The sequence below is a fragment of the Rheinheimera mangrovi genome (assembly GCF_003990335.1).
Lineage (GTDB): Bacteria > Pseudomonadota > Gammaproteobacteria > Enterobacterales > Alteromonadaceae > Pararheinheimera > Pararheinheimera mangrovi.
In genome coordinates, this window is sequence record NZ_CP034683.1 from 1,901,988 (window position 1) to 1,914,735 (window position 12,748).

Genomic DNA, 12,748 nt, shown 5'->3' on the forward strand with positions numbered 1-12,748 from the left:
GTCACTATTTCGACGAATAGAAGGGCGACCATAAAGGTCGCCCTTTCATTTTATGGTCATAGAGTTAACGGGCGTTACGGATAATTTCCTGCGCCATTAAATCTGCCACTTCGTTGGTCGGTTTTTGCTGTGCATCAGCGCGTTCGAAGATGTTAATCAGCGTATGGTAAATCTGGTTTACCTTAGCTGTAGATTCTTCGGCGTTGTAGCCTGCAGCGCGCATTTCCATCGCCACGTTAATAATGCCGCCCGCATTAATCACGTAATCAGGTGCGTACAGAATGCCTTGTTGACGCAACAGTTCACCATGACGGCTTTCTTTGAGCTGGTTATTGGCGCAACCTGCAATGATTTTGCATTTCAGTTGAGGAATAGTGAGGTCGTTAATGGTGGCACCTAAAGCGCAAGGTGCGTAAATGTCAGCATCAACCGCATAGATCTCATCTAAGCCTACAGCTGTAGCGTTAAATTGCGCTACGGCACGGCTGACAGCGTCCTGATTGATATCAGTGACAATCAGTTTTGCGCCTTCTTTGTGCAGGTATTCACACAAATAAAAACCAACACTACCTAAACCTTGCACTGACACTGTCAGGCCATTCAGATCATCAGTACCAAACTTGTGCTTAGCCGCTGCTTTAATACCACGGTAAGTTCCAAGTGCCGTAAATGGACCTGGGTTACCGCTTAAGCCTTCTAAGCCAGCCACGTAAGGCGTTTCTTTATTGACGATCATAATGTCGCCAGTGGTGATGTTTACATCTTCAGCGCTGACATAACGGCCACTTAACGAATGCACAAATTGACCGAATTTACGGAACAAGGCTTCGGATTTGATTTTTTTCGCGTCACCAATAATCACGGCCTTACCACCACCTAATGGCAAACCTGCCATGGCGTTTTTGTAGGTCATGCCGCGGGATAAACGTAACACGTCGACTAAGGCATCTTCATCAGCGACATAATCCCACATACGGCAGCCACCTGTTGCCGGGCCTAAGGCGGTGCTGTGAATCGCAATAATGGCTTTTAAACCAGTGCTTTCATCACTGCAGAATACAACTTGCTCATGGTTATCAAATTCAGGATGGTTAAATACAGCCACGACTTGCTCTCCGTTGATATAACTCACTGCGCTTTACAGGGCAGGATTAAGGGCTTTTTTGCGCCGCGGAATGTACCACTTCACCAGCTTGTACGCCATGCTTTGCTAAAAACAAAATCTGGTAAGACCAGATGATTGTCGACAATTTAAGCTGGCTCTTGATTGTCAGCATTGAGTCACATAAAGTAGCGCCACTTGGAGAAAGGAAAATAAAGATGGCAGAACAAATAACCCCGGAACAACAGGAACAAGCAAACAGCGAGTGGGTTCGCAATCAGTTCCAAAAAGCAAACCAGTATCTGGCGGAAAAAGGCATATTGCCAGACAATGTAGCGGTGTCAGAATCTCGTTATTTAACACCATTAATGGCGGTTTGGAAGATTAGTGCGCAAAACCGCCAGCAATATTGGGTGATAAGTGGTGATTTACCTACAGATCATATGCCTTTGTCGGCGGCAAAAGATGCACGTGAGGCTGTTCGGGCTTTTTCATTACACTGGCAAATGAAAGCTGAGCAGATTATGAATTCAGGCACGCCCGATCAGACTAAAACAGACTTTGCCAATTTACTGGTGAACAGAGCACATGGTTTGTATGATTTGTTTAATAACGAAGAACTGTGGAATTCGCCAAAATAATAGGATGCTTAGTATATAAATCTTTACAGCTATTAATGCTGTAGTTTTATTGTGCATAGTACAAAAGCTGTCGCAGACAAAAAAACCGCCATTGGCGGTTTTTTTGTATCACAATCCTCAGTAACTATTACTCAGTAAAGTACCAATACCCTTTATTGATCAGCAAAGTGACCAACTGTAAACGGCCATGCTCTGCTGCGAAATGCTGGCAATCTTCCTGACTCAGGCTAATTTGATCGGTCAGCTTTTTCACTGTTTCAAGTTCAGCCGCAGGTACTAAAAAGCGGTCACCATTGATAAAGAGTTGAATGTCATCAGCAGGGGGGGCCTGATAGTACAAAGTGCGCAGGCCACCTAATTTAGCCAGCACCGATCCTTCTTCCAGATACTCACCAATTTCATCAGTTTCGTAATGAGGATCAGGTTCTGTCGCATCCAATTCATGTTTGGCATGGCTGATATAACTGCCAAACCACTCTGCAGCAAAGTGTTTATCATCAACTAACTGACGTAATAAACTTTGCACCTGAGTTAGATCCTGCTCGCTGATAGCGCCAACTGAATCTGGTAGCTGACGCTCTGGATCAGTAAAACGACTACCCGTAATGTCCTGATCGATCAGATGATCAGCCAGACCAGTCAGTAAATCTTTTTGCGCCGGCGCACGGAAACCGACTGAGTAGTTCAGCGACGGATCTAATGAGATGCCATCATGTGGGCAACCCGGTGGAATATATAAAATATCGCCAGGTTCAGTGATCACATCAATGCAGTCGACAAAAGGACTGACCTGCAATAAGCGGGGGTGCGGGCAATGCTGTTTTAAGCTGCTATCCGGCATACCGACACGCCAATGGCGTTTGCCCTGGCCCTGAATAATAAAGACGTCGTATTGGTCCAAATGAGGCCCTACGCCGCCTCCAGCAGTAGAAAAGCTCACCATTAAATCGTCGATACGCCAGTTTGGAATAAAACGAAATGGCTCTATCAATGCGGCGGATTGAGGATGCCAATGATCGACGGCCTGCACGAGCAATGTCCAGCCATCTTCACCTAAATGGCTGAAATCCTCAAAGGGGCCAGTTTCCATATCCCATACTGCATTTTTATTGCTGACAATACGGGATTCGATTTCTTCTTCACCAGCCAGGCCTGCCAGTTCATCCGGGCTGATAGGGTCGATAAAGTTTCTAAAGCCTGCTTTGATAAGCAGTGGCTTTTTCTGCCAGTAGTCAGCTAAAAACTGAGCTGGAGTTAATTCATTTAAAAATAATTGGTACATAGGTCTGGTTCACCATAAAAACAGGGCGATTAAATCGCCCTGCATAACATCATCAACTGAAACTTAGTTTAGTCGAGCAAGTTAACTAACTCGATAGCTGCACCTATATAGTTATCCGGGCGCAGCGCTTTAAGTTCGGTTTTCACTTGCTCTGGCAGTTCCAACTTGTCGATAAAAACGGCTAAGTCAGCTGGCGTAATACGTTTGCCGCGGGTCAGTTCTTTCAGCTTTTCATACGGCTGTTCAATGCCATATTTACGCATCACGGTTTGTACCGGCTCGGCCAGTAATTCCCAGTTCTGATCCAGCTCGCTCAGCAGGTTGGCCTCGTTTACTTCCAGTTTGCTGATACCTTTTAAGCTCGCATGATAAGCAATAACTGTATACGCAAAACCTACACCTAAGTTACGCAGTACAGTAGAGTCCGTTAAGTCACGCTGCCAGCGTGATACAGGGAGCTTGGACGATAAATGCTGGAATATGGCATTGGCCAGACCCAGGTTACCTTCCGAGTTTTCAAAGTCTATTGGGTTGACTTTATGCGGCATAGTGGAAGAACCAATTTCACCGGCAATGGTGCGCTGCTTAAAGTGACCTAAAGCAATATAACCCCAGACATCGCGGTCGAAGTCGAGCAGGATGGTGTTAAAACGCGCGATGGCGTCAAACAGCTCGGCAATATAGTCATGTGGTTCAATCTGAGTGGTGTACGGGTTCCAGCTTAAACCTAAGCTCGTGACAAACTCTTCTGCAAACTGATGCCAGTTCAGGTTTGGGTAGGCAGATAAATGCGCATTGTAGTTACCTACAGCACCATTGATTTTACCTAGCAGTTCTACCTTGGCAATTTGCTCACGCTGACGCTTTAAACGCATGTACACGTTCGCCATCTCTTTACCCAAAGTGGTAGGAGAGGCTGGCTGACCGTGGGTACGGGCCATCATAGGGATAGCTTTGTACTTCTGAGCTAAAGTTTTGATTTCATTTAATAACTGATCGCACAGTGGCAGTAATACCTGATCACGGGCAGCACCTAACATCAAACCGTGTGACAGGTTATTGATATCTTCTGAGGTACAGGCAAAGTGGATAAATTCACTGACTGCAGCCAGTTCAGCATGACCTGCTACTTTTTCTTTTAATAAATACTCAACAGCTTTGACGTCATGGTTGGTGGTGCGCTCAATGTCTTTTACCCGCTGTGCATCTGCCAGGCTAAAATTGTCGACAATTGAGTTTAACAACGCGTTGGCACTGTCAGATAAAGCCGGAACTTCAGTGATAGCTGCAGTGGCTGCTAATTTTTGCAACCAACGTACTTCCACAGTCACCCGGAATTTGATTAAACCATATTCACTAAAAAACTCACGCAGCTCGCTGGCTTTTGAGCCATAGCGGCCATCTACAGGGGAGATGGCGGTTAATGCTGATAATTCCATTAGGTGCTCCTATGAATGGGTTGGGGCAATAGTGTGTAAAACGGATTTGGCTTCATTAAGCAGTGCTTTGCGTTTGAATATAAAATGCAGACGACTGCCACCGGACTGGCGCCATAACACCACAGCGCGGATAGCTGCCAATAGCAAAGCGCGAACTTTATGCTGTACCAGTTGCTGCTTCAGCAGTTCTGGCTGACCGGCGACCTGAATTCGGGTGCCTAAAGAGCTGATGCATTCGACATAAATATCGGCCAGATTGGCAATGATGTTTTCATCGGTAATAGCAAAATGCTGCAGTTGCTGCTCTAAGCGGGATAAGCGTTTACCCAGGTTATCCAGATTATCGCGGTTTTTTGTCAGCTTACGCTCCAGTGCAATGACGGACACCACATAGCGGGTCAGCTCAACGTCTTTATGCTGATTGTCACCTAACTGATCCACCAGACACTGATAACCAGCGCGCAGGTTAGCCACATCTTTGCCATAAATATCCAAAGGCTCTGCCGGAGATAAATTAGCGATACTGGCTAAACACAACTGCAAGTCAGCAAGCGCCACATCATTAGTACGGGTGACTTGCTGTAAAAGTTTTAGGGCCTGGCACATACCAGCCAGTGCAAGGGTTTGAGTCTGAATACTGTGTTGCATAAGTTACTGTATGGCCGAATTAATAATGCCACCACCCAAACAAATCTCGTCGCTGTAAAACACAGCAGACTGACCCGGAGTAACGGCTTTTTGAGGCTGATCAAATACCACAACCACAGTGCCATCCGGCATTGGGGTCAGGGTGCATGGAATATCGGTCTGACGATAACGGGTTTTGACTGTGCAGCGCAGTGCTTGCTGTGGGCCTGTGCGATCGACCCAGTGCAATTGATTCGCCACTAAGCCTTTGGAGAACATACTCGGATGATCATGACCCTGAGCGACAATAAGACGGTTATTGATCAAGTCTTTCGATACCACATACCATGGCTGATCATCACCATCTTTTAAGCCACCAATACGTAAACCTTTACGCTGGCCTAAAGTGTGATACATCAGGCCATCGTGCTGGCCAATTTTATCGCCGTCTACTGTGTAAATATCACCAGGCTGGGCTGGTAAATACTTTTGCAGGAAATCTTTAAATTTACGCTCGCCGATAAAACAAATGCCTGTGCTGTCTTTTTTATCGTGCGTAATTAAACCTTGTTCTTCAGCAATAGCCCGAACCAGAGGCTTTTCCAGATGACCTACAGGGAACAGGGTTTGTGCCACATGTTCTTCACCTATGGTATAGAGGAAATAGCTTTGATCTTTATTGGTATCCAGACCACGCAATAACTGCCAATGACCATCCACTTCGCGGCGCTGTACATAATGGCCTGTGGCGATAAAGTCAGCCCCTAAAGCTTCGGCAGCAAATTCAAGGAAAGCTTTAAACTTAATTTCCTTGTTGCACATAATATCCGGGTTCGGCGTACGGCCAGCTTTGTATTCCTCGAGGAAATATTCAAACACATTGTCCCAGTACTCAGCGGCAAAGTTGACTTTGTGCAGCTTGATACCCAGCTTGTCACAGACCGCCTGAGCATCTCTTAAGTCGTCAGCAGCAGCGCAGTATTCGCTGTCGTCATCTTCTTCCCAGTTCTTCATAAACAGGCCTTCGACCTGATAACCTTGCTGCATCAGCAAGTAGGCGGACACTGAGGAATCAACACCACCGGACATACCGACAATGACTTTTTTGCTGCTGTTATCTGACATTACACCGCACTTTTTACTGGCTGGATGGGAACGGGCGCGGATTATAGCACCAAATTCTTTGCCAAAAAATGTTAATCAAAGCGAATGTGCGACGGCGTTTCTGATCTGAGACAACGACAATAGTTGGTTTTGCTCAAACTGTGTGATGGCATCCAGCACTAATTGACTGCGTACGGGCAGGGCATGATTGCGCAATTCATCCAAACTTAGCCAGTGCAAGGCCCGAATATCATCATCTTGTGGCTGATACTGTGATGGCAATTCGGTAGGGGTAAAGACAAAATTCACCCGCACATAAAAATGACCATTGGCTGCTTTGAGCTGAGAAATACCCAGCCAGGCATCAGGTTCTAAGCTCAGACCTGTTTCTTCCAGCAATTCGCGTTTTACCGCACTGATGACATCTTCATTTTCCTCAACATGACCTGCAGGTTGATTCAGCACCAGTCGGCCGGAGCTTTTATCTTTTTCTTCCACCAGTAAATAACGACCCTGAAAATACAACACAGCGGCGACAGTTAAATGCAATAAAGGACGGGACATAAACAAAGGGCTCCTTAAATGAGGGCTTGCAATAAAAAGAAGGTGACGAAAAAACAACAAGGCACTGTATTTATGCCATATATGAACAAAAAAACCGATCTTTTGTTGTAATTGGCGCAAAACGCCCATAAATCGTTAACGTTGCTCAAGTGGTCGGGCCGCAGAACTCTGTTTTCCGTCTGACATTTCAGTAATATAAAGCGCGACAGAGTTTGAGCAGCTACTACTTCTGTCGTAAAGCGCATGTGCTTGACTAGGCTCTTAGAATGAGCGCTGTTATACTCGGGCACCTCGAGTAACTGTAACGTTTTAAACAGCCCAGGCCGCTTCAAATGAGATGCGTCTGGCTAACGATTCAATTTTGCTGTAAATCCAGGAAACGATATGACCACCTCAAAAATTATCTACACTATTACGGACGAAGCCCCGGCACTGGCCACTTATTCTTTTTTACCTGTAGTTGAGGCTTTTGCCAAAACTGCGGATATCGAAGTTGAAACTCAGGATATTTCTCTGGCTGGCCGTATTCTTGCCTTGTTCCCTGAATTTCTGACCGAAGCACAGCGTCAGCCAGATGCCTTAACAGGTTTAGGCGAGCTGGCGAATACGCCTGAAGCCAATATCATCAAGCTGCCAAATATCAGTGCTTCTATTCCACAGTTAGTGGCTGCTATTAAAGAATTGCAAGCCAAAGGCTACAAACTGCCTGATTACTCGGAAGACCCAAAAACAGCGGAAGAAAAAGAAGCCCGCAGCCGTTACGACAAAGTTAAAGGCAGTGCGGTAAACCCTGTGCTGCGTGAAGGTAACTCAGACCGCCGTGCACCTGCTTCTGTTAAACAATATGCCCGTAAAAACCCACATTCTATGGGTGCATGGAGCAAAGAATCGAAATCTCATGTGGCTCATATGAGCGCTGGTGATTTCTACGGCAGCGAGAAGTCAGTCACTATCGCTGAAGCAGGCCAAGTGCGCATAGAGCATGTAGCTGCTGATGGTAGCGTGACAGTATTGAAAGAAAAAACTGCTGTAAAAGCTGGTGAAATCATTGATGCTTCTTCAATGAGCAAAAAAGCATTACGTGATTTTATTGCTGCAGAAATTGCAGATGCGAAAGCCAAAGATGTGCTGCTGTCAGTGCATTTAAAAGCCACCATGATGAAAGTGTCTGACCCTATTCTGTTTGGTCATGTGGTCACTGTGTTCTTCAAAGACGTGTTTGAAAAACATGCCGCCACTTTTGCTGAATTAGGTGTGGATGCAAACAACGGCTTAGGCGATGTGTACGCAAAAATCGCCAAGCTGCCAGCCGATAAAAAAGCTGAAATTGAAGCTGACATCAAAGCTGTGTATGCAAAACAACCAGCTTTGGCCATGGTGAATTCGGATAAAGGCATCACGAACCTGCATGTGCCAAGCGATGTGATTATCGACGCTTCTATGCCTGCGGCTATCCGTTCTTCTGGCCAGATGTGGGGCCCGGACGGCAAATTAAAAGACACCAAAGCTATTATTCCTGACCGTTGCTACGCCGGTGTGTATCAGGAAACTATCAATTTCTGCCGCGAACACGGTGCTTTTGACCCTCGTACTATGGGCTCAGTGCCAAACGTTGGTTTAATGGCGCAAAAAGCGGAAGAATACGGCTCACACGATAAGACCTTCGAAATTAAAGTTGCGGGTCAGGTGCGCGTTGTAGATGCTGCTGGTACTGTGCTGATTCAACACAATGTTGAGCAAGGCGATATCTGGCGTATGTGTCAGGCCAAAGATGCTCCAATCCAGGATTGGGTGAAACTTGCGGTCAACCGTGCCCGTTTAAGCAAAACTCCTGCGGTATTCTGGTTAGACAAAAACCGTGCTCACGATGCTCAGCTGATTGCTAAAGTAGAACGTTACTTAAAAGATCACGACACCACTGGTTTAGATATTCAGATCATGTCGCCGGAAGAGGCAACACGCCATACCTTAAAACGTATCAAAGAAGGTTTGGATACTATTTCTGTCACAGGCAACGTCTTACGTGACTACTTAACTGACTTATTCCCAATTCTGGAATTAGGTACTAGCGCGAAGATGTTGTCTATTGTACCTCTGATGAACGGTGGTGGTTTGTTTGAAACGGGCGCTGGTGGTTCTGCTCCTAAGCACGTTGAACAGTTTGTTGAAGAAAACCACTTACGTTGGGATTCGTTAGGTGAATTCCTGGCTCTGGCTGCCTCTCTGGAGCATTTAAGTCAGGTGACAGGCAATGCCAAAGCTCAGGTACTGGCTGATGCTTTGGATCAGGCAACGGCCAAGTTCCTGGATAACGACAAATCTCCAACCCGTAAACTGGGTCAGTTGGATAACCGTGGCAGCCACTTCTATCTGGCATTCTACTGGGCAGAAGCTCTGGCCGCACAAAGCAAAGACGCATCTTTAGCTGCACAATTTGCTCCACTGGCTAAAGCTTTAACCGAAAACGAAGCCAAAATTGTGCAGGAATTAAATTCTGTCCAGGGTAAAGCTGTAGATATCGGTGGTTACTACAAACCAGACGATGCATTAGCATCAAAAGCTATGCGCCCAAGCGATACCTTTAATCAGGCATTAGCTGCACTGTAATTCACCGTAGGGGCGGGGCTTGTCCCCGCCCGTCTCAAATTCCAAATCAATACCAAATAGGCTTGTCCTCTCCCGTCTAATGATACCGCGTTGTTATTGGTAAAATACCGCGGTGCCCATGTACGGGCCGGGACAAGCCGCGACCCTTCGAACCTTGGACTGCATTTTGATTAATTGAGATCAAATAAAAATGCCAGCTTATGCCGGCATTTCATATGGATATGTGAGCTTCAGGTGGTTATTCAGGTTTGTGACCTTCTGGCAGTGCGATATTTACTGCATGTAAACCTTTTGGGCCCTCAGACAGGTCAAACACCACATCCTGGCCGGCCTTCAGCGTACGGTAGCCATCCATGTTAATGGTTGAATAATGGGCGAAGATGTCTTCGTCACGACCATCTTCACGAATAAACCCAAATCCTTTGGCATTATTAAACCATTTCACTTTACCGGTAGCCATACTACTTCCTTCTCTAAGTTAGCTAAATTCTGTATTCTAAGGCGGAGCAACAGGGAGCTGCTGGCAGACTCCACCATTTACTGTAGATAATTTGTGCAGCTAGTCAAGTTTTTTACACCCTTGTAAAGGTGCGTTGCAGGTACTATCTATAAGATAAGGGATATAGAGTGGCCGCAAAGCCTGTAGTGGCTTTAGGTCCGGTGAAAAAATTCATCAATGCAATTTTGATGCTTTGAACAGGCGTGGCTATAGTTTATGAGTGGTTATAAAGAAAATAATGGAACAGATCATGGAGTAGTGGAGAAAACCCGGCAACAGGTGAAACCTCCCTCTATGTATAAAGTCATACTTCACAACGATGACTACACCCCGATGGATTTTGTCATTGATGTGTTAACCCGGTTTTTTAATATGCAGTATGAAAAAGCCAGTGAAATTATGTTGCAGGTACACAATGAAGGAATGGCGGTGTGTGGCGTGTTCACAGCCGAGGTTGCGGAGACCAAAGTTCAGCAAGTGTCCATTTATGCGAAAGAGCACGAACATCCATTGTTATGCACTATGGAACGGGCTTAACGCCAAACAACTGCTGTTGTAACTCAGGTGGATTAGGAGTGATGTTGTATGTTGAACAAAGATCTTGAGTTAACCTTAAATCTGGCGTTTCGATTTGCGCGGGAAAAGCGTCATGAGTACATGACAGTTGAGCATTTATTATTAGCTTTATTGGATAACCCGGCAGCTGGTGATGCGCTGAAGTCTTGTGGTGCCAACATAGACCGCCTGCGGCTTGATCTGTCGCATTTTATCGACTCAACCACCCCTCTGTTGCCAGAAGGCGACGCAGACCGCGACACGCAGCCTACGCTCGGATTTCAGCGTGTTCTGCAAAGAGCTGTGTTCCATGTACAGTCTTCAGGTAAATCCGAAGTCACAGGCGCCAATGTATTAGTCGCTATTTTTAGTGAACAGGAATCACAGGCTGTTTATTTACTGAAAAAAATTGATATCAGTCGGTTGGATATCGTCAATTACATTTCTCATGGCGTGATCAAAACCGAAAAAATTGAGCAGCAGGACGAGCAGCAAGATGAAAACGGTGATGTACAAATTGAAGAAAACAAATACCTCGAAAGCTTCACAGCCAATCTGAATGTTCTGGCTAAAAATGGTCAGATTGACCCATTGGTTGGTCGCGATATGGAGCTGGAGCGCACTATTCAGGTGTTGTGCCGCCGTAAAAAAAATAACCCGTTATTGGTGGGCGAAGCAGGGGTGGGTAAAACCGCTATTGCCGAGGGTCTGGCTTATCGCATCGTCAATAAGCAAGTGCCTGAAGTCATTGCTAATGCCACTATTTATTCACTGGATATGGGCTCGTTACTGGCTGGTACCAAATACCGCGGTGATTTTGAGAAGCGCTTAAAATCGTTGCTGAAAGAAATCGAAAACGAAAAAGATGCAGTGCTGTTTATTGATGAAATTCATACCGTCATTGGCGCAGGTGCAGCGTCCGGTGGTGTGATGGATGCCTCGAACCTGATTAAACCGCTGTTATCCAGTGGTCGTCTGCGCTGCATCGGCTCTACCACTTATCAAGAATTTAAAAACATCTTTGAAAAAGATACGGCGCTGGTGCGTCGTTTCCAGAAAATTGATGTGGTTGAACCCAGTGTCGATGACACCACGCAAATTCTGCAGGGCTTAAAAGAGCGCTACGAAGCTCACCATGGTGTGCGTTATACCCAAAAGGCTTTACGTGCTGCAGCTGAGTTGTCGGCTAAATACATCAACGAGCGGCATTTACCGGATAAAGCCATAGACGTGATTGACGAAGCAGGAGCCAGTCAGCGTTTGTTGCCTGTATCCAAACGGAAGAAAGTCATTAATGTGCCTGAAATTGAGCATATTATTGCCAAAATGGCCCGTATCCCTGAAAAATCAGTGTCAGCTTCTGATAAAGATGTACTGGCGAACTTAGACCGTAACTTAAAAATGGTGGTCTTTGGCCAGGACGAGCCCATTGAAGTATTAACTTCGGCTATTCGATTATCCCGCTCAGGTCTTGGCAACGAAGAAAAACCTATTGGTAACTTCTTATTTGCAGGCCCAACAGGGGTAGGTAAAACCGAAGTCACCAAACAGCTGGCAAAAATTATGGGTGTTGAACTGCTGCGTTTTGATATGTCCGAGTATATGGAACGTCATGCGGTCAGTCGTTTAATTGGTGCGCCTCCGGGTTATGTTGGTTTTGATCAGGGTGGTTTGCTGACGGATGCGGTCTCTAAACATCCGTATTCTGTGGTGCTGTTAGATGAAATAGAAAAAGCGCACTCCGACATCTACAACATTCTGTTGCAGGTGATGGATCATGGCACTTTAACCGACAATAGCGGCCGTAAAGTCGATTTCCGTAATGTGATTTTGGTGATGACCACCAATGCTGGTGTGCAGGAGACTGTGCGTAAAACCATAGGCTTTAAACAACAGGATCACAGCCATGACGCGTTAGCCGAAATTAACCGGACCTTTAGTCCTGAGTTCAGAAACCGTCTGGATGGCATCATTTGGTTTAAACATTTATCCCGCGATATTATTCTGCAGATTGTCGATAAGTTTGTTTGCGACTTGCAGGTGCAACTGGATAAAAAACAAGTGTCGATGGAGCTAAGTGGCGCCGCCCGTCAATGGCTGGCCGACAAAGGTTACGATCAGGCTATGGGGGCCCGTCCTATGGCGCGGGTTATTCAGGAGCAACTGAAAAAACCTTTAGCCAACGAGATTTTGTTTGGACGACTGGCGCACGGCGGTGATGTGCGGATTGATCTGAAAGGCGATGAATTAGAATTTGACTACAACGAAGAAGAAGCTCTGGTCTAATATACCCGTCGTTCTTGAAGCTGCAGCTTTGTTGACTGCGCC

11 protein-coding genes are annotated in these 12,748 nt (G+C 46.0%); 4 read left to right on the top strand and 7 right to left on the bottom strand.

Going from position 1 to position 12,748, the window contains the following annotated elements; genetic code table 11:
* Positions 1 to 64: 64 nt before the first annotated feature.
* Positions 65 to 1,132 carry a Leu/Phe/Val dehydrogenase gene (locus tag EK374_RS08635; protein WP_325049722.1) on the bottom strand — a complete coding sequence of 356 codons (1,068 nt, stop codon included), beginning with the start codon at positions 1,130 to 1,132 and terminating at the stop codon, positions 65 to 67.
* 188 nt (positions 1,133 to 1,320) lie between these two features.
* On the opposite strand from EK374_RS08635, the gene EK374_RS08640 reads away from it, so the two are divergent.
* Positions 1,321 to 1,743 carry a DUF4826 family protein gene (locus tag EK374_RS08640; protein WP_127022010.1) on the top strand — a complete coding sequence of 141 codons (423 nt, stop codon included), beginning with the start codon at positions 1,321 to 1,323 and terminating at the stop codon, positions 1,741 to 1,743.
* 127 nt (positions 1,744 to 1,870) lie between these two features.
* Here the strand turns inward: EK374_RS08640 and EK374_RS08645 are convergent, their stop codons facing one another.
* The 5 genes from EK374_RS08645 to EK374_RS08665 all read right to left on the bottom strand — a co-directional run bounded on the left by EK374_RS08645 (position 1,871) and on the right by EK374_RS08665 (position 6,759).
* On the bottom strand, positions 1,871 to 3,025 hold the full coding sequence (locus tag EK374_RS08645; RefSeq protein WP_127022012.1) for a ribosomal protein uL16 3-hydroxylase: 1,155 nt from the start codon (positions 3,023 to 3,025) through the stop codon (positions 1,871 to 1,873).
* Between the two features lie 68 nt (positions 3,026 to 3,093).
* A complete protein-coding gene (purB, locus tag EK374_RS08650) occupies positions 3,094 to 4,464 on the bottom strand; it encodes an adenylosuccinate lyase (protein WP_127022015.1) in 1,371 nt (456 codons plus the stop codon).
* 9 nt (positions 4,465 to 4,473) lie between these two features.
* Positions 4,474 to 5,112, bottom strand: coding sequence for a high frequency lysogenization protein HflD (gene hflD, locus EK374_RS08655; RefSeq protein ID WP_127022017.1), 639 nt, complete (start codon positions 5,110 to 5,112; stop codon positions 4,474 to 4,476).
* 3 nt (positions 5,113 to 5,115) lie between these two features.
* Positions 5,116 to 6,216 (bottom strand): tRNA 2-thiouridine(34) synthase MnmA, encoded by a 1,101-nt coding sequence (mnmA, locus tag EK374_RS08660; RefSeq protein WP_127022020.1) that lies wholly within the window; start codon positions 6,214 to 6,216, stop codon positions 5,116 to 5,118.
* Positions 6,217 to 6,291: 75 nt separating this feature from the next.
* Positions 6,292 to 6,759 (bottom strand): NUDIX domain-containing protein, encoded by a 468-nt coding sequence (locus EK374_RS08665; protein WP_127022023.1) that lies wholly within the window; start codon positions 6,757 to 6,759, stop codon positions 6,292 to 6,294.
* A gap of 384 nt (positions 6,760 to 7,143) precedes the next feature.
* On the opposite strand from EK374_RS08665, the gene EK374_RS08670 reads away from it, so the two are divergent.
* Positions 7,144 to 9,366, top strand: coding sequence for an NADP-dependent isocitrate dehydrogenase (locus tag EK374_RS08670; RefSeq protein WP_127022026.1), 2,223 nt, complete (start codon positions 7,144 to 7,146; stop codon positions 9,364 to 9,366).
* 238 nt (positions 9,367 to 9,604) lie between these two features.
* Here EK374_RS08670 and cspD read toward each other — a convergent pair whose 3' ends face one another.
* Entirely contained in the window at positions 9,605 to 9,826 is a 222-nt protein-coding gene (cspD, locus tag EK374_RS08675) for a cold shock domain-containing protein CspD (RefSeq protein ID WP_046518730.1), read from the bottom strand.
* 255 nt (positions 9,827 to 10,081) lie between these two features.
* On the opposite strand from cspD, the gene clpS reads away from it, so the two are divergent.
* Both clpS and clpA read left to right on the top strand, forming a co-directional pair.
* Positions 10,082 to 10,402 (top strand): ATP-dependent Clp protease adapter ClpS, encoded by a 321-nt coding sequence (gene clpS, locus EK374_RS08680; RefSeq protein ID WP_127022029.1) that lies wholly within the window; start codon positions 10,082 to 10,084, stop codon positions 10,400 to 10,402.
* A gap of 48 nt (positions 10,403 to 10,450) precedes the next feature.
* Positions 10,451 to 12,706: an ATP-dependent Clp protease ATP-binding subunit ClpA gene (gene clpA, locus EK374_RS08685; protein WP_127022032.1), complete on the top strand. Its 2,256-nt coding sequence runs from the start codon at positions 10,451 to 10,453 to the stop codon at positions 12,704 to 12,706.
* The last annotated feature ends 42 nt before the right edge of the window (positions 12,707 to 12,748 follow it).